Origin of the sequence: Arthrobacter gyeryongensis, from assembly GCF_039543785.1 — a bacterium.
Taxonomy (GTDB): Bacteria; Actinomycetota; Actinomycetes; order Actinomycetales; family Micrococcaceae; genus Arthrobacter; species Arthrobacter gyeryongensis.
The window spans coordinates 481,357-502,121 of record NZ_BAABKK010000010.1; the positions used below are offsets into that span (position 1 = coordinate 481,357).

The following is a 20,765-nucleotide window of genomic DNA, read 5'->3' on the forward strand; positions in this document are numbered from 1 at the left end:
GACCACATGGCATAGAGTGTGGTCTAACCACACAAGTCCACGGGAGACAGCATCATGACGCAGACCGTCCAGCCGAGCAACACCCCTTCCCTTGAGGTGCCCGCGAACGTCCCCACCGCCGTCGGACGCCCCGCAGCACTGAAGCGCCGGGTTCCCAAATACTCGGACCTCGCGCCCCTCATGAAGTTCAAGAAGCCCGAGTTCAGCAACGCGGCGAAGCTGCGCCGCGCATCAACCATTTGGGAACTGCGGGACATGGCCAAGCGGCGCACTCCCCAGGCCCCGTTCGACTACACGGACGGTGCAGCGGAAGCGGAGATCACCCTTCGCCGGGCCCGCCAGGCTTTCCAGGACATCGAGTTCCGCCCGGGGATCCTGCGCGACGTCTCCAATATCGACCTCAGGACCGGGATCCTGGGCAAGGAATCCCGGCTTCCGTTCGGCATCGCGCCGACGGGGTTCACCCGGATGATGCAGTCGGAGGGAGAGTACGCGGGCTCGCAGGCGGCCGAAGCGGCCGGTATTCCGTACACCCTCTCCACGATGGGCACGGCTTCCATCGAGGACGTGGCCGCGGCGGCTCCGAACGGCCGCAACTGGTTCCAGCTCTACCTCTGGACGGACCGGGACCGTTCCCTGGAGCTGATCGAGCGAGCCGCCAAGGCCGGAAACGACACCCTTATGGTCACCGTGGACACCGCCGTCGCGGGCGCCCGGCTGCGGGACGTCCGCAACGGCATGACCATTCCGCCGGCGCTCACCGTGAAGACCGTCCTGGATGCCTCGTACCGGCCCGCATGGTGGTTCAACTTCCTCACGCACGAGCCGCTGACTTTCGCCTCACTCTCCCGCTACACGGGAACCGTGGCCGATCTGATCAACTCGATGTTCGATCCCACCCTGACCTTCGACGACCTCGACTGGCTGCGCGAAACCTGGAAGGGCAAGCTCGTAGTCAAGGGCATCCAGACGGTGGAAGACGCCCGCAAGGTGGTGGACCACGGCGCAGACGGCGTCGTGATCTCAAACCACGGCGGTCGCCAACTGGACCGGGCACCGATTCCGCTCCACCTCGTTCCGGAGGTCTCCGCGGCGCTGAAGGCGGACAACAGCGACGCGGCCATCATCCTGGACACCGGCATCATGAGTGGCGCCGACATCGTGGCAGCCCTGGCCCTCGGTGCCGGCTTCACATTGATCGGCCGCGCGTACCTCTATGGGCTCATGGCCGGCGGGCGCGCGGGCGTGGACCGCACCATCCAGATCCTGGAGAAGGACATGGCCCGCACCATGGCCCTGCTCGGAGTCACGAAGATTTCGGAACTCAACCCGGACCACGTACGCCTGCTGGGCGCATAACCTTACCCGCCGCCGGCGTGGCTTGCCGCTACTTCTTCCGCCCGAATTTCGGCAGGTTCGGCAGGTTCGGCAGGTTCGCCAAGAGGTCCGCAGCCTTGGTGGCGGCACGGCCAACCGTCCTGCCGATCTGCTGCGGCCTGGTGTCGTCCATACCCGCGACGGGGGCAACAGCTCCGGTGGCCGCAACGGTTTCAGGCAAGCGCTCGACGTCGGTGCTCGCCGGAGAAGCGAGCGGCTCGCCGTCGGGCTGGTTCCGCGCCGCACCCGGCTGGCCCGCTGCACCCTGCCCAGCCGTACGGGACCGCGGGCTGCGGGCCGGTGTGGCGGCTTCGGTTGCAGCCTTCGCGGGACCGACGTCGAACGTCTCCAGCCAGCTGGCAACCCCGGCGAGCGGCTTCGGGTTCAATGCGTAATAGCGTTTCTGTCCCTGCGCGCGCATGCTGACGAGATCCGCCTCGCGGAGTACCTTCAGATGCTTTGAAATGGTGGGCTGGCTCGCTGCGAGCTCCTCCACCAGTTCCCCCACAGCTTTATCCCCAGAGCGGAGGGAAACCAGAATGTCACGCCGGGTTGCCTCAGCAATGACGGCAAATACGTCGTCAGTCACCATGCCTCCCACCCTAGCGACATATACGCCAAAAGGCATCAACTATTTCGCCTATGCGCGCGGCGTTGACCCAGCCTTGCGTGGCCGGCCGAGCAGCTATCAGTCGAACCAGGGATCCAGACCGTAAAGCGGAAAGATTTCCTTGCGGGTGGCGATGATGGTGCGGTCCACGGCGTCGGCGGGGTCATACCCGACCTCCCACGAACGCCACCAGGTGTCCACGCCGTCGCCCATGAGTTCGGGCACGGATTCCCCGTACTTCTCCCTGACATAGCTACGGAAAGCCTCCGGGACCGGAGCCGTCAGCTGGACGGGATGTTGGGCCACGATACCTATCAAATGACTCCACGTGCGTGGTACGACTCCCGTGATTTCGTAACCCCCTCCCCCGGTGGCGATCCAACGGTTTTCGCAGAACCTGGCGGCGAGGCCCCCGACGGCGGTGGCCGCCTCGCGTTGGCCGTCGACGCTGAGGTTGAGGTGCGTGAGGGGATCGAGTTTGTGGGAGTCGCAGCCATGCTGGCTCACGATGACTTCCGGTTCGAAGGCCTGCACGAGTTGAGGTACCACGGCGTGGAACGCGCGCAGCCACCCGGCGTCGCCCGTCCACGCAGGCAACGCCACGTTGACGGCCGTGCCCAGGGCGTCCTGTCCGCCGATCTCGTTGGCGAATCCCGTTCCGGGGAACAACGAGAGGCCGCTTTCGTGCAGGGAAATCGTCAGGACCCTGGGGTCGTTCCAGAAGATGCTTTGGGTGCCGTCGCCGTGGTGAGCATCGACGTCGATGTACGCGACCCGCCGGACACCGCCGTCGAGCAGCCTCTGCACGGCGAGAGCGGCGTCGTTATAGATGCAGAAGCCGCTGGCGCGCTCGCGGGAGGCGTGATGCATGCCGCCGCCGAAGTTGACGGCGCGGACCGCGGTCCCGGAGAGGATCGCTTCGGCCGCGAGCAACGACCCTCCGGCAAGCCGGGCGCTGGCTTCGTGCATCCCGGCAAAAGCGGGATCATCCTCGGTGCCGAGCCCGCGTTCCGGGTCAGGCGTCGTCGGGTCTTCGCTTGCACGGCGCACTGCGGCGACATATTCGGCACTGTGCACTGCCAGGAGTTCGACGTCGGACGCGACCTCGGGCGCTTGGACAGACACATGCTCAAGGTCGAAGAGTCCGAGCGCCGTGGCGAGCCTGGCCGTCAATTCAAGCCGCGCGGGGGCCATCGGATGCGAGGAACCGAAATTGTATGCGGTCATGGCGGGATCCCACGCCACCGTCGTTGGCAGCGGGGACGGACGGGGGCCTGCCCAGGAAGTCATCAATGACAGGCTACCCGAGCGGCGGGAAGGTGCTTGCCCCGTTACAGCGTGCGATTAGTGGTTTACTACTCAGGAAAGCAGAATCAATCGACCAGAAGCGAACAGCACCGCCATGACTCAGAGCCAGTCGAGGTCCCAAGACCCGGCCAGCTGGCAAACCGTCCAGCCGGAGCGGGGAGGCCTGTGGATTTTCACGGGTCTCCGCGACTTCATCGACAACATCGCCAACACCACGCCTGCGCGATTGGCGCTGACGGCGTACGTCTTCGCGATTCTCTTGTTCACCGGGCTGCTTTCCCTGCCGGCGGCATCGGCCGACGGTTCGGTCACTCCTATCCACCAAGCCCTGTTCACCGCTGTCTCCAGCGTGTGCGTAACTGGCTTGACGGTTGTGTCGACGGCGACGCACTGGACCTTTTTCGGCCAGCTCGTCATTCTTCTGGGCATCTTCGTGGGTGGCTTGGGCGCCCTGACGCTCGCTTCCCTCCTGGCACTCATGGTCAGCAAACGGCTGGGAGTGCGGGGCAAACTCATCGCCCAGGAGGCCTTGAACAACGCAGGACGCCTGGGCGAAGTGGGCACCTTGTTGCGGATCGTCATCTCGACGTCCGTGACCATCGAGGCCATACTGGCCGTTGCGATGATCCCCCGGTTCCTGACACTCGGAGAGGACTTCTGGCAGGCCGTATGGCACGGGGCCTTCTACTCGATCTCTTCCTTCAACAATGCCGGTTTCACACCCCATTCCGACGGCATTGTGCCGTACGAGGCGGACTTGTGGATTTTGGTGCCGCTCATGCTCGGCGTGTTCCTCGGCAGCTTGGGCTTCCCCGTGATGCTGGTGCTCCGGAAGCACGGCCTCAATTGGAAGAAGTGGAGCCTCCACACCAAGCTCACCATCCAGGTTTCGCTGATTCTCCTCGTTGCCGGCGCAGTCCTTTGGGCCCTGATGGAATGGGACAACACCAACACCATCGCCAACATGAGCTTTGGGGACAAGATCACGCATTCCATTTTCGCCTCGGTGATGACGCGCTCCGGTGGCTTCAACCTGGTTGACCAGAGTCATATGGATTCCACCACGAGGCTCCTGTCAGACGCGCTCATGTTCGCGGGCGGCGGTTCGGCGTCGACGGCGGGCGGCATCAAGGTGACCACCATCGCGGTCATGTTCCTCGCCATCGTCGCTGAGGCCCGGGGCGACGACGACGTCAAAGTTTACGGGCGCACGATCCCCGAAGGCACCATGCGGGTAGCCATCTCGGTGATCGTCGCCGGTGCCACCTTGGTGTGCGCATCCGCATTCCTGCTGTTGGCCATCAGCGGCGCCAGCCTGGACCGGGTGCTCTTCGAAACCATTTCAGCCTTTGCAACCGTGGGACTCAGCACGAACCTCAGCGCCGAGCTGCCGCCGTCGGGCGTCTACGTTCTCGCCATCCTCATGTTCGCCGGCCGCATCGGCACCATAACCCTTGCCTCCGCCCTGGCCCTCCGCCAGCGCAGGCAGCTATTCCATTATCCGGAAGAGAGGCCGATCATTGGCTAATTCAACAGGCGCCCCCAACCGGCCGGCGCACAATGCGCCCGTGCTGGTGATCGGCTTGGGCCGATTCGGTGCTGCCACCGCCGAGCAGCTCGTCAAGCAGGGACGCGAAGTCCTGGCCATCGAGCGGGACCGCACGCTCGTCCAGAATTGGGCTTCCGTGCTGACCCACGTCGTCGAGGCGGACGCCACCAACATCGATGCCCTCCGCCAGCTGGGCGCGCAGGAGTTCAGCTCTGCGGTGGTGGGCGTGGGAACGTCGATCGAGTCCTCGGTGCTCATCACGGTGAACCTCGTGGATCTGGGCATTGAACACCTCTGGGTGAAAGCGATCACTGCCTCGCACGGCAAGATCCTCACCCGCATCGGCGCCAACCACGTCATCTACCCCGAGGCCGACGCCGGCGTCCGTGCGGCACACCTGGTCTCCGGGCGCATGCTGGACTTCATCGAGTTCGACGACGATTTCGCCATCGTGAAAATGTACCCGCCCAAGGAAACCGTGGGCTTCACCCTGGATGAATCCAAGGTCCGTTCCAAGTACGGTGTGACCATTGTCGGCGTGAAATCCCCGGGCGAGGACTTCACCTATGCCCGGCCGGACACGAAGGTTTCCGGCCGCGACATGTTGATTGTCTCCGGGCACGTGGACCTGCTGGAACGGTTCGCGGCGCGGCCGTAGCCGCGGTGCGAATAGAGCCGTAGCCGCGGTGCGGCCGCCTGGACCTAGGCGAGCTGCTGTGTGATCTCCGCAGCCCGGGCTGCTGCTGCGCGGGCTCCGTCGGCGATGATCGCGGGGATGCCGCCGTCGTTGAATGCCGCGATGGCACGTTCCGTGGTGCCGTTGGGGCTGGTCACTGCGATGCGCAGCGCAGTGGGGTCCGCACCCGGCTCGGCAAGCATGAAACCCGCGCCTGCCACGGTCTCGCGGGAAATCATGAGGGAGAGCTCCGGATCCAGGCCAAGCTCGACGCCGGCGGCCGCCATGGCCTCGGCAAGGTAGAACACGTACGCAGGGCCCGAGCCGCTGATGGCGGACAATGCATCCACCTGCTCCTCTGGTATCTCCACCACGGTGCCTGCGGCGGCGAGGATGTCCTTGGCCAGCTGGAGCTGCTCGGGAGTGCAGTTGGTCCCGGGCGAAACGGAGACTACGCCTCGTCCGAGCTTGGCAGGAGTGTTGGGCATGGTGCGGATGACCGGCTGACCTGCGGGAAGGGCTGCTTCCAGCTGTGCGATGGACACGGCCGCGGCAACGCTCATCACAATGGTGTTTTTAGCCAGCGAGGGCGAGATTTCCCGTGCGAGATCGGCAATGCCGACAGGCTTGACGCCAAGTATGACAACCGAGGCGCCCTTCGTAGCCAGCTTGTTGTTGTCTGGCTCCTCGGCTCCGGCGATGGTCATGACATGGTGGCGCTCAGCCAGTTCGGCGGCGCGCTCTGCTCGACGTACGGTTGCGACGACGTCCGAGGGATCCGTTCCGGCGGCAAGCAGGCCACCCAGGATGGCCTCGTTCATGGACCCACAGCCAAGGAATGCGATTCGGTTGCTCATGGCTCCATGATGCCAGTTCAGCCGCGCCACCGCAGAACCAGTGCAAGGCTTTCCGGGGCCGCGCAGGATTCCCAGCTAGTTCCCAAGGTTATTGCAGGCTGCACCCAAAATCGCTCCGTAACTTAGTAATTACCTCATTGAGGGTGCGAGTGATGAGGCGGGCATGGGGATGTCCGCCACAAGCACCGGTGGTCGAACGGGTTTCCCCCCATTTTCCCGTATCGACCGCCGGTGCTTTCTCGTTTAAGGAACCTAGATCTCGAAAGCTCCCACGAGCGGCGCCCCCAGGTGCTGGCGCGCGAAGCGCAGCGTTTCGGCGAGCCATTCCTCGCGTTCACCGGCAGCTTTGGCTTTGCGCGTTGAAATCTCGGCAACCACGGTGCCCTCGAATCCGTTGGATGCGAGATACTGCAGCGCCTCGGCGCACTGTTGGGTTCCGTAACCGGGGATCAAGTGTTCGTCCTTGCCCGAGCCCGAACCGTCCGTGAGGTGGACGTGGCGCAGCTTGCTCCCGAGCGCCCGTATCGCCTCAAGGCTGTTGGCACCCGCTGTGGCCGCGTGCGAGAAGTCCCAGGTCACGTCGTCGTAATCCTGGCCCATCGGATCCCAGTGCGGAAGGTAAGCGAGCGCCTCACGGCCGCGCACGCGCCACGGGTACATGTTCTCAACCGCAATGTGCACCTGGTACATCGCCGCGATCTCGCGCACACCGGCAGCGAAGTTCTCCGCGTAGTTCGACTGCCAGCGGAACGGCGGATGGACCACTACAGTGTTGCAGCCGACTTCGCGCGCCATCTGACAGGACATCTCGATCTTGTTCCACGCCGGACCCCAAACCTGCTGGGTCAGGAGCAGGGTGGGGGCGTGGATGGAGACGATCTGCTGGTCGTATCGATGGCTTAGCTGGATGAGGGCATCCGGGTTCTGGCTGGTGGCGTTGTTGGTCACCATCACCTCGACACCGTCGTACCCCAGGTCCTGGGCCACGGCAAAGGCGTCATGGACGCTGAGCGGATAGACGGAAGCGCTGGATAGCGCCACCGGGATCCTCGGAGTGTCTTCTTCGGAATGCTCGACGTCGGTGCTCATGTTAGTTGGCCTGCCTCCCGGCGATGGGGATTGGTAAAGATACTGCCGCGGGCGCGGCCGTTCCGGCGTTGGCGCCCAGGCGTGGTACCGGTACCGCGCCTCCGAGCCCGACATGCGGGGCCGGGGCCAGCGGGCCGTCGAAGATCAGCTGGTCGAGCCGGCGCAGTATCAATCCCTCGCGCAGGGCCCAGGGGCAGATCTCCATGCTGGGAAACTCGAACATTTCCAATGCGGCCTCAGCGACGAGCGCACCCGCAAGGATCTGCGCCGCCCGCGCATCTGAGACGCCCGGGAGGTACAGCCGGTCCTCGACGGTCATGGCCGAGATCCGCTGCGCCCAGAGTCCCAGGTCCGTGGCGTGGAGTTCGCGTTTGACGTACGGACCGGCGCCGCTCGGTGCCGCACCCGCGATGCGGGCAAGCGATCGGAAGGTCTTGGACGTTCCGGCCACCAGGTTGGCCCGGCCCAATTGCTTGAACTCACGCACCACCGGCTTGAGGGTATGGCGGATGTACTTGCGCAGCTCTTTGACGCTCTTGGCCGTGGGAGGGTCATAGTGGAGCCAGTCCCTGGTCAAACGGCTGGCGCCAAGCGGTACGGACACTGCGAGCTCGGGCAGTTCGTCCTGGCCAAACGCCATTTCGAAGGAGCCGCCGCCGATGTCCAGGTCCAGGATCGGGCCGGCGCCCCAGCCGTACCAGCGCCGGACCGCGAAGAACGTCATGGATGCTTCTTCGCTGCCGGTCAGTTCCTGCAGGGTCACGGTGGTCTCGTGCTTCACCCGGGCAAGGACCTCGACGCCGTTGGTGGCTTCGCGGATGGCCGAAGTACAAAAAGCCAGGAGGTCCTCGGCCTTGTGACGGGCTGCGAACTCCCACGCTTCGAGGACGAATTCGATCAACTCGTGTTGTCCGGCGTCGTTGATGTTACCGTCGGCGTCCAGGAACTGAACGAGCGAAAGTGGTCGCTTATGGGAGGCAAACGCGACCGGGCGTGCGCCTGGATGCGCGTCCACCAAAAGCAAATGGACGGTGTTGGAACCGATGTCTAGGACGCCAAGACGCATTCTGCCATTATTCCCCGATTCGAAGCGTGTGAAGCAAGTTCGACTGCCGATTCGTGCCGGCGGTTAGTCAATTAGTCCCGGGGTCCGTCGGTGCGTGCTTCCACGGTCGCGTCTGCGGCCGGGCGGTCGGCTTCGGCGGCTTCGTCGGCTTCGTCGGCGCGGGTGAAGTCGCGGCGGACGTTAGCGATGCCTTCCGGGCCCATCTCGAAGCCGTGCTCGCTGCCGGGGTTGATCACGAGGCCCAGCTCGTCACCGATACTGTCCAGAATCGCAGAGCCGTGGGTGCCAAGGACGTTGGGCGCAGCCTCGAGGAAGTGCGACTCCACCCGGCTGGGGTGGCTGAACACGGCGAGGACAGGCTGGCCCTCTGAGTTCGCGAGGACAAGCGGCTCCACGGCGGCGTCAGGCTTATCCAAGGAGTCGGTGCTCAGGATGTAGACCTCGTTGTTCAGGAAGGCCAGGATGACGTCCACCGGGTTCGCGTCGGGTTGCCCGGACTTTGCGAGCTTGGACTCAAGGTCGTTCAAGGGCAGGGAATCCGGGGCTGCAGGCTGATCTGTCATGGTTCCACTCGATCACGGTTCCCCTGCCCGAAGCAATTCCCGGGCCGCTCTCCGCCCTCTCTGCACTGAGGACACGGACAATTCCCCGGGACACAGATATTTCCTGAGGACGCCCGAATTCCGGTGTCCTCAGGAAATATGCGTGTCCTGAGCGCGCTGGCGCGTCCACGGCAACAGTTACTTCTTCGCAGCAGCCTTCTTCGCAGGCGCCTTGCGGGCCGTCGTGGTGGTCCGCTTGACCGGGCCTTTGGCGCGCTTCTCGGCAAGCAGCTCGATGGCCTGCTCCCGGGTCAGCTCCTCCAAGGACGTGGCGCGCGGAACCGTGATGTTGGTGACGCCGTCGGTGATGTACGGGCCGAAACGGCCTTCCTTCACGACGATGTTCTTCTCCGAAACAGGGTCCGGACCGAACTCGGCCAGGGGCGGTACGGCTGCACGCGCACCACGCTGCTTCGGCTGGGAGTAGATCTCCAGCGCCTGGTCCAGGGTGATCGTGAAGATCTCTTCCTCGGATCCGATGGAACGCGAGTCCGTGCCCTTCTTCAGGTAAGGTCCAAAGCGGCCGTTCTGCACCGTGATGGGGTTGCCTTCGGCGTCCGCGCCGAGGACACGGGGCAGGCTCATGAGCTGAATGGCTTCATCGAGCGTGACCGAATCAACGGACATCGACTTGAAGAGCGAACCCGTACGCGGCTTGGCCTTGACGGGCTTCTTCGCCGGCTTGGGTTTGCCGTTTTTGTAGTACTCCACCGGCTGGTTTGCCAGCTGCTCTTCCGTCATCTCGGGGATGATCTCCGTGACATAAGCGCCGTATCGGCCGTTCTTCGCAACCACGGTGTGCCCGGTGTGCGGGTCTGCACCCAGGACACGTTCCTCGGGGGCGGCCGTTTCCATGAGCTCCACGGCCTTGGCCGCAGTGAGCTCGTCCGGTGCGAGGTCCTCGGGGACGTTGGCACGCGCCGACTCCACGACCTCGCCGGTCTTGGGATCGATAGTGGGGATCGAGCTTTCCAGGTACGGGCCGAACTTGCCGACGCGCAGCGTAATGCCTTCGGCGATCGGCACCGAGTTGATCTCGCGGGCATCGATTTCACCGAGGTTGTTGACGATGCTCAGGAGACCGGGATCGGCGTCTTCACCGTAGTAGAAGTGCTTGAGCCAAGCAGCACCGACGGCCTGGCCGTTGGCGATCTTGTCCAGGTCACCTTCCATGTCCGCCGTGAATTCGTAGTCCACGTAGTCGGTGAAGTGCTGCTCCAGCAGGCGGATCACGGAGAAGGCGATCCAGCTGGGAACCAGCGCAGACCCTTGCTTCCGGACGTAGCCGCGGTCCTGGATGGTGGAGATCGTGGACGCGTAGGTGGACGGACGGCCGATGCCACGCTTTTCCAGCTCTGCCGTAAGCGATGCTTCCGTGTACCGCGGCGGTGGCGAGGTCTCGTGGCCAACGGCAACGATTTCCGAAGCGGTCAGGGAATCGTCCTTGGCCACGTTGGGCAGGCGCCGGGCTTCGTCGGAATCGTCGTCGCCGCGGCTCTCGTCCTTGCCTTCTTCATAGGCCGCGAGGAAGCCCGGGAAGGTGATGACCGTTCCGGAGGCCGAGAATTCGGCGTCGCGGCCATCGCTAGCCACTGCGCCGAGGCGGATGGTGGCGGTGGAGCCCTTGGCGTCGCCCATCTGGGAGGCAATGGTGCGCTTCCAGATGAGTTCGTAGAGGCGGAAGGCGTCCCCGGTCAGATGGTTGGCCACCTGGGCCGGGGTGCGGAAAGAGTCACCCGCGGGGCGGATGGCTTCGTGGGCTTCCTGCGCGTTGGCGGCCTTGTTGGCGTAGACGCGGGGAGACTGGGGCACGTACTCGGGACCATACAGTTCGGCGGCCTGGCGGCGTGCGGCCGTGAGGGCTTCGTCGCTCAATGCGGACGAGTCCGTACGCATATAGGTGATGTAGCCGTTTTCATACAGGCGCTGGGCGATCTGCATGGTGCTCTTGGAGGTGAAGCGCAGCTTGCGGCCGGCCTCCTGCTGAAGGGTCGACGTCGTGAACGGCGCCGCAGGACGGCGCGTGTAAGGCTTGGTGTCGACCGAACGGACGCGGAAGTCCGCGTTCTCAAGTCCGGCGACCAACGACGTCGCGAGTTCCTCGTTGAGGTGCACCGCGTTCGCGGAGGTGAGGACACCGTTGTCGTTGAAGTCACGGCCGCTGGCTACCTTCGCGCCGTCGACGGCAGCAAGCTTCGCTTTGAACGTCGCGGAGCCGGTACCGAACTGGCCCGTCAGGTCCCAGTACGATGCGGACTTGAAGGCCATGCGTTCGCGTTCGCGGTCGACCACCATGCGGGTCACCACGGACTGCACACGGCCGGCCGACAGGCCACGGGCAACCTTGCGCCACAACACCGGGGAGATTTCGTAACCGTATAGGCGGTCCAGGATACGGCGCGTTTCCTGGGCGTCCACGAGGGCGCTGTCGACGTCGCGCAGGTTGTCCATGGCGCGGTGGATGGCTTCCTTGGTGATTTCACCGAAGGTCATGCGGTAGACGGGAACCTTGGGTTTCAGGACCTCCAGGAGGTGCCACGCGATGGCCTCGCCCTCGCGGTCCCCATCGGTTGCGAGATAGAGCGCGTCAGCGTCTTTCAGCTGGGCCTTAAGTTCGGCGACTTTTTTCTTCTTGTCCGGAGACACGACGTAATACGGTTTGAAGTCGTTTTCGATGTCGACGGCGAACTTGCCAACCGAGGTCTTCTTCAGTTCTGCAGGGAGGTCCGAGGGCTGTGGGAGGTCGCGGATGTGACCGATCGAGGCCTCGACAATGAAGCCTTCGCCCAGGTACTTGGCGATGGTCTTGCTCTTGGCCGGAGACTCCACGATCACGAGTTTCTTGCCGGTTTTTGCCTTGCTGGGCACGGTTCTCCTACAGAAAAATGAATTGCTTGGGCTCGTGCCCATATTGGCCTAGTTCACCATATTTTGCAGAATCGTGCGTTTCCATGTGCACAAGTGCTGTGGAGGAACAGTGTTCTGGGTTAGCTTGAAGACGGCGTCCGGTCGTCCGGAATCATCGACCACATCGTAGCGATACGCACTGCCCCTTCGGGAATCCGCGTGGGATCTTCGAGTTCATATGACCTGATGAGGTTCTGGAATTTGGCCTTGAGATCCGTTCGCTGATCCGGGGTCAAGTACAGCAGGTCACTGGACAGCACCATGGCGGCTGCCTCGTTCGCGGCCTCTCCGCGCTGGCGCCGCTCGCCCCGGGCCCGGGTAAACGCGGTGGCCCGACGCCGGAAAGCGTCCAGTTCGAGTTCGACGACGGCGATCTCCGGGCTCGGAGCGTTGCCGCCGGATTTGATAGTGAAGTCCGAACCCGCGGCCTTCCAACGGCGTTCGCGCGCATCGCCCTCGTTGTCTGCAGCCGTCACAATCCCCCATTTCTGGAGGGCCCGCAGGTGGTAGCTCATGGCGCTCGGCGTGAGCCCGGTCTGCGCGGCGAGCTCTGTGGCCGTGCGGCTCAGCTGCGTGGAATACAGCTCCGAGATCACCTCAAGCCGGGCGGCATGCGCAAGGGCACGGATCGCTTTGGGGTCGGTGATCTCCACCGTCTTCTCGGGCCGTTTCCGGCGCTTCGGGGATGCCAGCCCGGTGGGTACCCCATTGTCTTCATTCACCGGAACAGTTTATCCGCCGGTGCCGGCGCAAATGTCCTATGCCGCGGGAAGCAGGAAGCCGTCGCGGACAAGGTTCTCCACGTCGGAGAGCAGCCCGGCGCGGAATGCGTCGTCGTCGAAGTCGTCCCCTCCACCCAGCAGTGCGGCCAAGGCACCGATCAGCTGGCGGACGGACAACTCGCCGTCACATGCCGACACGAAGCCGGCGAGCTCGGTGCTCAGTAGATTCGTCCGGCGCAGCCCCGCGCCTTGGCGCAACAGGATGACGCCTGGGTGTTCCGCGCCGGGCCGCTGGTGGCGTTCCTCGGTCACGTCTTCGGCCACCACCAGGTGGGCGTCGGAGAGCTCGTGGGTGACCAGCCAGTCGGCGCGTTCGACGGCGGCAGCAAGGTGCGGGCCGATCGGTTGCTCGATGGGGTAGGTGATTTCTTCGAAACGGGTCGGCGCAGCTCCTGGACGCTCGCCCAGCGGCCGCCGGAGCAAGATCATTCCGAAGCCAATTGCCTCCACGTTGCGGGACGCGAAGTCCTCCAGGTAGGCCGCGTAAGCATCACGGTAGAGCTTACGGTCGCGGCCTTCGGAGGCGTCCTGCAACCAGGTCTCCGCGTAGAGCTCGGGACTCACCTGTTCCCGCTGGATGAACCAGGCCTCCGTGCCGGACCCCGCCAGCCACGACGCAGGCCGTTCGCTCCAGCCGCTGCCCGCGGGGATCTCCCAGTTGCCGAGCATCTGCGCCGTGCCGCCTGGCGCGAGGACATCGGGAAGGGTGCGGACGAGGTTGGCGACGATGTCGTCGCCGGGTAGCCCGCCGTCGCGGTAGGTGAACTGATCCGAAGAATGCTCGCCCGCACTTCGCGGGGTTATGACGAAAGGCGGATTGGACACCACCAGATCGAACGTCTCACCCCCGACGGGTTCCAGCAGCGAGCCCAGCCGCAAGCTCACCCGGGCCTCGAGATCGGCCGGGTCGAGGTGCAGGGCCTCCGCATTGAGCATCAGGTTAAACCGGGTGAACGCGAGGGCCCTCTCGGAGATGTCCGTGGCCGTGACGTGCTCGGTGTGGTGCAGGAGGTGGAAAGTCTGGATCCCGCAGCCCGTCCCGAGGTCGAGGGCGCGTTTCGAGTGCCGCCGGATGGTGGTCTGGACAAGCGTGGTGGATGCCTGCCCGATGCCCAGCACATGGTCATGCCGGAGCACGCCGGGCTGCTGGTGGGCGGCAAGATCGCTGGAAACCCACAGCTCGGCGCCGCCGCTGCCATCTTCACTGGAATCCCAGCCGTACGGCCGCAAATCCACTTTCGCGGCGACAGCACCGCCGTCGTTCTTCTCCACCAGGCCAAGCTCCATCAGGCCCGCGGTGCCGATGCGCGGCAGGGCGGCGTCGAGGTCGCCTTCGGTTTGCGGTACAGCGAGAAGCCACAAGCGGACGACGACGGCGAGCGCGGCTTTCGCGCGGTCCGTCGCAGGGTCTCCGGTCAAGGCAGCCGGTTCGGTGACGATGAGTGCAGGGATGAGCTGATCCCGGGCGAGGGCCGCGTGAGCGGACCCTCCCAGAAGTCCTGCCACGCCGTCCACGGTGTAGCCAACGTTCCGCAGGTCGTCAGCGAGCGCAGTGAGCAGCTCGGGAAGATCGCTGCGGGGAGCGTCGAGGGTGGTGGGGGCGGTCCCAAAGATGGCGGGCGTTGCGGGATCAGTCACCGTTCAAGTCTATTGGGGCCGGTGGGCGGCTGCGTCGGCGCCTGCGTGGGCGCCTGCGTGGGCGCCTGCGTGGGCGCCTGCGTGGGCGCCTGCGTCGGTGGGGATGCATTCGAGCAGGTAGCGTTGAATCATGGCATTTCACCCCTCCACTTGGCGTCGCGCCGCACTTTTGGTCATTGGCGCAGCCGCCCTGGCGATGGCGGCGTGCTCCTCCGCGGGATCTGTCTCCAACGCCGACGTCCCCGCCTGGAAGGCGACCACAATCCCCTCGGCGGCCGGGGTTGTCCTGGAGGACTCCGGGAAGATCCCGAACCGCGACCCCTTGGTCAAAAGCTTCGCGAACGTCGCCGCGGGTAGCTACACCTTGACCGTGGCCTGCGATGGCGGCGGCAAGGCATTCTTCGACGTTTCCTCGGGCAGTACGCAGATCACAGAGGCCGGGGCGGCATGCAATGGCAGCCGCGAAACGTCCCGTATCCAGATTCCCTCGACCGGTCCGCTGAGCATCAGCGCAAGCAGCGTCGATGCTCCCGTGATCTACGCGTACCAACTGGTACCGACTTCGTAACCCGCCCCTCGTTCGGGCCTACAGCCCGGCGTAGAGTCGGATCATGGGGTGGGCACGCGCCCTGAAGGTAGCGACGACGCGGCAGGCGATTCCCGCCGTCGTGCTTTGCGGTGTGCTGGCGTGCGGCACGATGGCGTCGTGCGAATACAGCTACGAGGACGGTCGTGCGGCGGCAAGCAGTCCGCCGTCGGCGGCCATCACGGATCCGGTACTGACCCGCGACCCTGGGCTGGGACAAACCGTCACGGGCGACGCGCTGAAGGCTTGGGCGCAGGACGTGCTTCCGGACGTGAACGGGCTGTCCTTCTATAGCAGCTTCGGCGTGTTGTCGGCCGGCGAATCCCGCGACGAAGAGACCACCCAGCTGCCAGGGGGAACGTACGCAGTGACGCTGGCGTGCCGAGGTGCCCGCAGCGCCGAATTCACCGTGCGGAACGGAAGCGAAGTCCTCACCGATGTGATGCTGCGGTGCGGCACCACGCGGGTCAAGGTCCTGAAGCTGGAGACGGACGCCATCCTGGCCATCACGATCACCGCCAATGCACCGGCGAATTTCGCGTACCGGGTGAGCCGGATCTGACGACCGGGGCTAGGCAGCGCAGCCTTCCGGGCAACGCAACGTTTCCGGGCTCGAGGCGCATTCGGCGCAGTACAGTGTGAGGTTGCGGCAGCTCAGATTGGAGCAATTTTCAAATTTATTGGTGGGCGCCTGGCAGCGGACGCATTGGCCGATGGTCTTGGCGTCCTCACTGAATTCCAGGTGCATGCGCTTGTCGAAAACGTACAAGGAGCCTTCCCACAAGCCCTGGTCCTTGTAGGTTTCGCCGTAGCGGACAATCCCGCCGTCGAGTTGGTAAACCTCCTTGAAACCGCGGTTCACCATGAGGCTGGAAAGGACTTCGCAACGGATTCCGCCTGTACAGTAGGTGACGACAGGCTGGTCCTTGAGATCGTCGTATTTTCCCGAGTCGAGTTCCTTGATGAAGTCGTGGGTCGTGGCAACGTCGGGAACAATCGCGTCCTTGAACTTGCCGATCTGGGCTTCGAAGGCGTTGCGTCCGTCGAAGAACTTCACATCCTTCCCGGCCGCCCTCTTTTCCTCAAGGAGCGCGTGGAGCTCTTCAGGCTGAAGGTGGGTGCCGCCGCCGACGACGCCGTTCTCATCCACCTTCAGTTCGCCGGGGGCGCCGAAGGACACGATCTCATCGCGAACCTTGACGCTGAGCCTCGGAAAGTCGTCGGCTCCGCCTTCGGACCATTTGAAGTCGATACCGTGGAAGGCTTTGTATTCCTTGGTGGTCTTCACGTACTGCTTGACGTTGTTCAGCTCCCCGCCAACTGTGGCGTTGATGCCGTCGCGCGAAATAAGGATGCGCCCGGTCAGGCCGAGCTTCTCGCACAGGGCACGTTGCCAGAGCCGAACGGCGTCCGGGTCCGCGATCGGAGTAAAGCCATAGAAGAGCACAATTCTGTTTAAAGCCACGTATTTAAGGGTACTTGGTGGCCCCAAACCCAGCTGTCGGGCCGTCGTCGGGCTGCTCTAAGTGTTAATGGAGCTGTTACTGACCGCCCCTGTTGATTCCCAGACCGCTGGCATAGTCTCTCTACATGAGTCACGACGCCTTGGTTGAAGACATCGCCGAGCTGCTCGAAGTCTGGGTGGCTGGCTGGTCCGGGTCCCGGAGCTACGAAACGCGAAAGGAAGGCCGGTTCCCGGCGGCCCTGCGTGCGGACAAGACCGGCGATTGGGAATACTTTGCCTACGACCCGTCGGATGCCGAGTTCGCCGACCTGGCTGCCAAGACTGCCCAGGCGGACACTCGTATCCTGACGATCCTCACGAACGACATAGGACGCTACACCCAATTGGCCCGCGAGAACGGGCTGAACGTCACTTCCGATTCCCAGACCATGATGATCGTGGACATGGGGACTCAGGACGCCGAAGATCCGTGGCTCTCGGATGACGACCTCAAGCTCACGACGTCCGAAAGCAAGGGCGTCCACTACGCGGTGGTCCATGCCGGCGAAAAGGTGGCGGCCAGCGGTCAGGTGTTCGTGGTCGGGCAGACAGCAGTGTTCGACAAGATCGTCACCGAACCCAACTACCAGCGCCGGGGCCTGGGCAGTTTCATCATGAAAGCCCTCGCCGCGCAGGCATTTCAATACGATGTTGAAAGCGGTCTCCTCCTGGCTTCCTTGGACGGACAGCACCTCTATTCGCACCTTGGCTGGAAGCACGTGTGCCAGGTACTCATGATGTCCACCAACCGGGTCGACGAGACTGACCTGTCTGTGGCGTAGCCGACCTTTCTCAGGCGTAGCCGACCTTCGGCGCCGGTCGGTTCCGGCGCGGTGACAGAATGTTCAAGTGAACGCAACTGAATCGATGATCTCCCTTCTGGGCAGGAGCCCGGACCCGGAGCAGTTGCGACACGTCCGCACTATTCCGGCACGCCAGGCGATCCATGAGCCATGGCCGGCCTGGACCCATCCAGATGTCGTTGCCGCTTACGGAACCTTGGGCATCCACGAACCGTACCGGCACCAGATCGAAGCAGCCGAGCTCGCCCACTCCGGCCAGAACGTCGTCATCGCCACGGGGACCGCCTCCGGGAAGTCGCTGGCCTATCAGCTGCCTGCCCTCGATGCGATCCATCGTTCCGAGTTGCGGGTGCTGTCCGAGCCGGGCAAGATCCACGACGATGGCGCGGTCACCTTGTATCTCTCTCCCACCAAAGCACTTGCAGCCGACCAGCTGGCAGCGATCCGCGCGCTCAAGCTCCCCACGGTCCGGGCGGAAACGTACGACGGCGACACCGAGCAGTCCCAGCGCCGCTGGATCCGCGATCACGCCAACTTCATCCTCGCCAACCCCGACATGCTGCATTTCGGGATCCTGCCCAACCACACGTGGTGGGCCCGCTTCTTCCGTAGGTTGCGGTACGTCATCGTGGACGAGGCCCACAGCTACCGCGGGGTCTTCGGGTCCCATGTCGCCAACCTCATGCGGCGGCTCCGGCGAATCTGCGCCTACTACGGTGCCGGCACCTCCTTTCCTGAACCGGTCTTCATTGCGGCCTCGGCGACAGCGTCGGACCCAGGCACATCCTTTGCGCGGCTCATCGGCACTCCCGTCCGCGAAGTTTCCGAGGACTGTTCACCGCATGGCTCCACTACGGTGGCTTTTTGGGAACCTGCCCTGACCGAGCTGAAGGGCGAAAACGGGGCGAAATCCCGCCGGACCGCCGTGGCCGAGACCGCCGACTTGCTGGCCAATCTGGTGTCCTCCCGTGTCCGTACCATCGCCTTCATCAAGTCCAGGCGTGGCGCGGAAACAATTTCGTCGATCACCAAACGGCTCCTCGATGAGGTGGACCCCAGCCTGCCCCAGCGGGTTGCCGCGTACCGCTCCGGCTATCTCCCCGAGGAGAGACGGGCTTTGGAAAAGGCATTGCGTTCCGGTGAGCTGCTTGGCGTCTCCAGCACGTCGGCATTGGAATTGGGTATCGACATTTCCGGACTCGATGCAGTGCTGGTAGCCGGCTGGCCCGGTACGAGGGCGTCCCTGTTCCAACAGATCGGACGAGCGGGGCGTGCAGGCCAAGACGCCATTGCGGCCTTCGTGGCAAGCGATGATCCCTTGGACACGTACCTCGTCAACCATCCGGAGGCGATCTTTGATGTGTCAGTCGAGGCCACCGTCTTCGATCCCGGAAACCCCTATGTGCTCGGGCCCCACCTGTGCGCGGCGGCCGCCGAGCTCCCGATCGGCATGTCCGAACTTGAGCTGTTCGGGCCAACGTCCGAATCCCTGCTGAATCAGCTGGTGGAACAGGGTTACCTGAGGAAACGGCCTGCGGGTTGGTTCTGGACCCATCCCGAGAGCGCCGCGGCCATGGTGAACCTCCGGGCAGATGGAGGCGGCCCCGTAAGCATCGTGGACTCCGAGACTGGCTCCCTGTTGGGCACCATGGACTCGCCACAAACCCACTACCAGGCGCACACAGGCGCGATCTATGTGCACCAGGGCGACAGTTACTTGGTCGAGGAACTGAACGAAGAGGACCATTGTGTAGTGGTTCGTCGAACCAACCCGGACTACTACACCACAGCACGGGACGTGACCCAGATCGAGGTCCTACAGACTCTCCGGACCATGGAATGGGGGGATATCGCGGTCCACTTCGGCGAAGTGAAGGTAACAACACAGGTGGTCTCCTTCCAGCGCAAGGCACTGATTTCCAATGAGGTTTTGGGGGAAGAACCGCTGGAACTCGGGGCCAGGGATCTTTTCACCAAGGCGGTATGGTTTGTGGTTCACAACCGTTCGCTGACTGGGGCAGGCCTTGTCGAAGCCCAGTTCCCGGGTGCGCTTCACGCCGCCGAGCACGCCGCCATCGGGCTTCTCCCGCTGGTAGCTTCGAGTGACCGCTGGGATATCGGTGGGGTCTCAACAGCGCTCCACGCCGACACCGGAGTTCCCACGATCTTTGTCTACGACGGCCATCCAGGCGGTGCCGGATTTGCCGAACGTGGCTTCGAAAAGGCCAAAGTGTGGTTGACCGCCACAAGGGACGCCATCAAAGCATGCGAGTGCGACACCGGCTGCCCTTCCTGCGTCCAGTCCCCCAAATGCGGCAACAAGAACAATCCGCTGGACAAGGACGCCGCGGTCACGCTGATCAACGTGCTCCTGCGGGACGCGGCTTAGACGCTGGTCCGGCTGTTCTAGGGCGGCGGCCCGGCGCGAGAGCGGCCGGTCGCGGCCCCGAAGACTGCGCCGCGGTCCACCTCAGTGCGGATCTCCACAATCCCGCCTTCGCCCACCGTGCAGGCCGACAACGAAACTCCCTGACGCGCGGCCGTTTCGCTGGCGACCACGCAAGGATCTCCCGTGGTCAGGCCGCGGGCTGCGTCGGCTCCTGCGAGCGCCGCGAGATCGGCAGCAGATGCTGCGCGGTGCCCCATCGCCACGGCCTGGGCCAGCATGAACGCCGCCGCCATGCAGATCATGACAACAAGGCCCAGGGCAACGGCAAGGATGGTTCCCGAACCGTATTCCGCAACACGCCCGCCATCGCCGGCGCGGGCGCTCCCTGCCCTCACGCCGCGACCTCTTCCACAGCGGCTTCGAGCCCAAGCAACGGCACAGCACCTCTGAAATCCACAACGCCGGCCCGGGCGGCGAAGAAAGGAACGGTGGCCGCCGACGACTGCGGGGCCTCTCCCCTTGCCGATGCCGTCGCCGAAAGCCTCCACGGGATGAGGGAGCCCAACGGGCCAACGACCCGGGCGGAGACTGTGACCTTGATCCACTCGCCGTCTTCCACAACGACAGCCGAGGCTGCATCGCCCGCGAGTCTTCGAACGATTCCGTTCACGGCCGCGTGGCCATCTCCGCGGGCGAGGGCCCGGGCTCCTGCCCTGGCCGCCTCTTCCAAGCGAAGCTGCGTAATTCCCGCGGCCGATCCGGCCAGAAGCAAGGCCAAAAGAAGCAGGACAGCGGGCAGCGCCACGGCGAACTCCGCAGTGACGGCACCGTGGTTCCTCTCAGTAAAAACATCTCGCCGGCTGCGCCCCCGCTGGCTATCCGGTTTCTCGGCCGGAGGAGGTCGTCTGATCGAAGGAGGCCACTGCCGCACACTTCCCGAAGCGGAACGTGGTTGCTTCGCGGCGAACCGCCAAGCCAATGCCCGCTGACGCATCCAATTCCCAGCACGGCGCTTTGAACCC

The 20,765-nt window shown here is 64.3% G+C and carries 20 protein-coding genes; 7 read left to right on the forward strand and 13 right to left on the reverse strand.

Going from position 1 to position 20,765, the window contains the following annotated elements:
- The first annotated feature begins 54 nt into the window (after positions 1–54).
- Positions 55–1,359: an alpha-hydroxy acid oxidase gene (locus ABEA18_RS09005; RefSeq protein WP_345449005.1), complete on the forward strand. Its 1,305-nt coding sequence runs from the start codon at positions 55–57 to the stop codon at positions 1,357–1,359.
- A gap of 28 nt (positions 1,360–1,387) precedes the next feature.
- On the opposite strand, the gene ABEA18_RS09010 is transcribed toward ABEA18_RS09005, so the two are convergent.
- Together ABEA18_RS09010 and ABEA18_RS09015 are read right to left on the reverse strand one after the other, a co-directional pair.
- Complete coding sequence (locus ABEA18_RS09010) at positions 1,388–1,969, reverse strand: ArsR/SmtB family transcription factor (RefSeq protein WP_345449008.1); 582 nt, start codon at positions 1,967–1,969, stop codon at positions 1,388–1,390.
- A 96-nt stretch (positions 1,970–2,065) separates the two neighbouring features.
- The gene (locus ABEA18_RS09015; protein ID WP_345449009.1) at positions 2,066–3,214 is read right to left on the reverse strand and encodes an acetoin utilization protein AcuC; all 1,149 of its coding nucleotides are present in this window, start codon (positions 3,212–3,214) and stop codon (positions 2,066–2,068) included.
- Between the two features lie 175 nt (positions 3,215–3,389).
- On the opposite strand from ABEA18_RS09015, the gene ABEA18_RS09020 reads away from it, so the two are divergent.
- Both ABEA18_RS09020 and ABEA18_RS09025 read left to right on the forward strand, forming a co-directional pair.
- Positions 3,390–4,823 (forward strand): TrkH family potassium uptake protein, encoded by a 1,434-nt coding sequence (locus tag ABEA18_RS09020; RefSeq protein WP_345449010.1) that lies wholly within the window; start codon positions 3,390–3,392, stop codon positions 4,821–4,823.
- Positions 4,824–4,863: 40 nt separating this feature from the next.
- On the forward strand, positions 4,864–5,502 hold the full coding sequence (locus tag ABEA18_RS09025) for a potassium channel family protein (RefSeq protein WP_171983496.1): 639 nt from the start codon (positions 4,864–4,866) through the stop codon (positions 5,500–5,502).
- A 44-nt stretch (positions 5,503–5,546) separates the two neighbouring features.
- Here the strand turns inward: ABEA18_RS09025 and proC are convergent, their stop codons facing one another.
- From proC to ABEA18_RS09065, 8 genes are all read right to left on the reverse strand, one after another.
- A complete protein-coding gene (gene proC, locus ABEA18_RS09030; protein WP_345449011.1) occupies positions 5,547–6,377 on the reverse strand; it encodes a pyrroline-5-carboxylate reductase in 831 nt (276 codons plus the stop codon).
- 252 nt (positions 6,378–6,629) lie between these two features.
- Positions 6,630–7,466, reverse strand: a complete 837-nt coding sequence (locus ABEA18_RS09035) for a sugar phosphate isomerase/epimerase family protein (protein WP_059389509.1) — start codon at positions 7,464–7,466, stop codon at positions 6,630–6,632.
- 1 nt (position 7,467) lies between these two features.
- Entirely contained in the window at positions 7,468–8,532 is a 1,065-nt protein-coding gene (locus ABEA18_RS09040; RefSeq protein ID WP_345449012.1) for a Ppx/GppA phosphatase family protein, read from the reverse strand.
- A gap of 71 nt (positions 8,533–8,603) precedes the next feature.
- Complete coding sequence (locus tag ABEA18_RS09045; RefSeq protein WP_345449013.1) at positions 8,604–9,095, reverse strand: SseB family protein; 492 nt, start codon at positions 9,093–9,095, stop codon at positions 8,604–8,606.
- A 177-nt stretch (positions 9,096–9,272) separates the two neighbouring features.
- Complete coding sequence (gene topA / locus ABEA18_RS09050) at positions 9,273–12,002, reverse strand: type I DNA topoisomerase (protein WP_345449014.1); 2,730 nt, start codon at positions 12,000–12,002, stop codon at positions 9,273–9,275.
- A 119-nt stretch (positions 12,003–12,121) separates the two neighbouring features.
- The gene (locus tag ABEA18_RS09055; protein ID WP_345449015.1) at positions 12,122–12,763 is read right to left on the reverse strand and encodes an ArsR/SmtB family transcription factor; all 642 of its coding nucleotides are present in this window, start codon (positions 12,761–12,763) and stop codon (positions 12,122–12,124) included.
- 36 nt (positions 12,764–12,799) lie between these two features.
- Complete coding sequence (locus tag ABEA18_RS09060; protein WP_345449016.1) at positions 12,800–14,461, reverse strand: DUF7059 domain-containing protein; 1,662 nt, start codon at positions 14,459–14,461, stop codon at positions 12,800–12,802.
- 9 nt (positions 14,462–14,470) lie between these two features.
- Positions 14,471–14,593, reverse strand: a complete 123-nt coding sequence (locus tag ABEA18_RS09065; RefSeq protein ID WP_345449017.1) for a hypothetical protein — start codon at positions 14,591–14,593, stop codon at positions 14,471–14,473.
- Here ABEA18_RS09065 and ABEA18_RS09070 point away from each other — a divergent pair.
- Together ABEA18_RS09070 and ABEA18_RS09075 are read left to right on the forward strand one after the other, a co-directional pair.
- The gene (locus ABEA18_RS09070; RefSeq protein ID WP_345449018.1) at positions 14,592–15,029 is read left to right on the forward strand and encodes a hypothetical protein; all 438 of its coding nucleotides are present in this window, start codon (positions 14,592–14,594) and stop codon (positions 15,027–15,029) included. The genes ABEA18_RS09065 and ABEA18_RS09070 overlap by 2 nt on opposite strands.
- 43 nt (positions 15,030–15,072) lie before the next feature.
- Entirely contained in the window at positions 15,073–15,609 is a 537-nt protein-coding gene (locus ABEA18_RS09075) for a hypothetical protein (protein WP_345449019.1), read from the forward strand.
- Positions 15,610–15,618: 9 nt separating this feature from the next.
- Here the strand turns inward: ABEA18_RS09075 and trhO are convergent, their stop codons facing one another.
- Positions 15,619–16,512 (reverse strand): oxygen-dependent tRNA uridine(34) hydroxylase TrhO, encoded by an 894-nt coding sequence (trhO, locus tag ABEA18_RS09080; RefSeq protein ID WP_345449020.1) that lies wholly within the window; start codon positions 16,510–16,512, stop codon positions 15,619–15,621.
- A gap of 125 nt (positions 16,513–16,637) precedes the next feature.
- Between trhO and ABEA18_RS09085 the strand changes: the two genes are divergently transcribed.
- Together ABEA18_RS09085 and ABEA18_RS09090 are read left to right on the forward strand one after the other, a co-directional pair.
- The gene (locus tag ABEA18_RS09085) at positions 16,638–17,333 is read left to right on the forward strand and encodes a GNAT family N-acetyltransferase (protein WP_345449021.1); all 696 of its coding nucleotides are present in this window, start codon (positions 16,638–16,640) and stop codon (positions 17,331–17,333) included.
- A gap of 85 nt (positions 17,334–17,418) precedes the next feature.
- Complete coding sequence (locus tag ABEA18_RS09090) at positions 17,419–19,743, forward strand: DEAD/DEAH box helicase (RefSeq protein WP_425550505.1); 2,325 nt, start codon at positions 17,419–17,421, stop codon at positions 19,741–19,743.
- 17 nt (positions 19,744–19,760) lie between these two features.
- Here the strand turns inward: ABEA18_RS09090 and ABEA18_RS09095 are convergent, their stop codons facing one another.
- Entirely contained in the window at positions 19,761–20,138 is a 378-nt protein-coding gene (locus tag ABEA18_RS09095) for an Rv3654c family TadE-like protein (protein ID WP_345449024.1), read from the reverse strand.
- On the reverse strand, positions 20,135–20,653 hold the full coding sequence (locus ABEA18_RS09100; protein WP_425550506.1) for a TadE family type IV pilus minor pilin: 519 nt from the start codon (positions 20,651–20,653) through the stop codon (positions 20,135–20,137). The genes ABEA18_RS09095 and ABEA18_RS09100 overlap by 4 nt, the downstream gene beginning before the upstream one ends.
- Positions 20,654–20,765 lie beyond the last annotated feature (112 nt).

Coding starts and splice junctions, on each gene's coding strand:
- ABEA18_RS09090 (WP_425550505.1), top strand. CDS start 17,419: ATGATCTCCCTTCTGGGCAGGAGCCCGGACCCGGAGCAGTTGCGACAC.
- ABEA18_RS09045 (WP_345449013.1), bottom strand. CDS start 9,095: ATGACAGATCAGCCTGCAGCCCCGGATTCCCTGCCCTTGAACGACCTT.
- ABEA18_RS09085 (WP_345449021.1), top strand. CDS start 16,638: ATGAGTCACGACGCCTTGGTTGAAGACATCGCCGAGCTGCTCGAAGTC.
- ABEA18_RS09035 (WP_059389509.1), bottom strand. CDS start 7,466: ATGAGCACCGACGTCGAGCATTCCGAAGAAGACACTCCGAGGATCCCG.
- ABEA18_RS09005 (WP_345449005.1), top strand. CDS start 55: ATGACGCAGACCGTCCAGCCGAGCAACACCCCTTCCCTTGAGGTGCCC.
- ABEA18_RS09040 (WP_345449012.1), bottom strand. CDS start 8,532: ATGCGTCTTGGCGTCCTAGACATCGGTTCCAACACCGTCCATTTGCTT.
- ABEA18_RS09075 (WP_345449019.1), top strand. CDS start 15,073: ATGGGGTGGGCACGCGCCCTGAAGGTAGCGACGACGCGGCAGGCGATT.
- ABEA18_RS09070 (WP_345449018.1), top strand. CDS start 14,592: ATGGCATTTCACCCCTCCACTTGGCGTCGCGCCGCACTTTTGGTCATT.
- ABEA18_RS09020 (WP_345449010.1), top strand. CDS start 3,390: ATGACTCAGAGCCAGTCGAGGTCCCAAGACCCGGCCAGCTGGCAAACC.
- ABEA18_RS09015 (WP_345449009.1), bottom strand. CDS start 3,214: ATGACCGCATACAATTTCGGTTCCTCGCATCCGATGGCCCCCGCGCGG.
- proC (WP_345449011.1), bottom strand. CDS start 6,377: ATGAGCAACCGAATCGCATTCCTTGGCTGTGGGTCCATGAACGAGGCC.
- ABEA18_RS09010 (WP_345449008.1), bottom strand. CDS start 1,969: ATGGTGACTGACGACGTATTTGCCGTCATTGCTGAGGCAACCCGGCGT.
- ABEA18_RS09065 (WP_345449017.1), bottom strand. CDS start 14,593: ATGATTCAACGCTACCTGCTCGAATGCATCCCCACCGACGCAGGCGCC.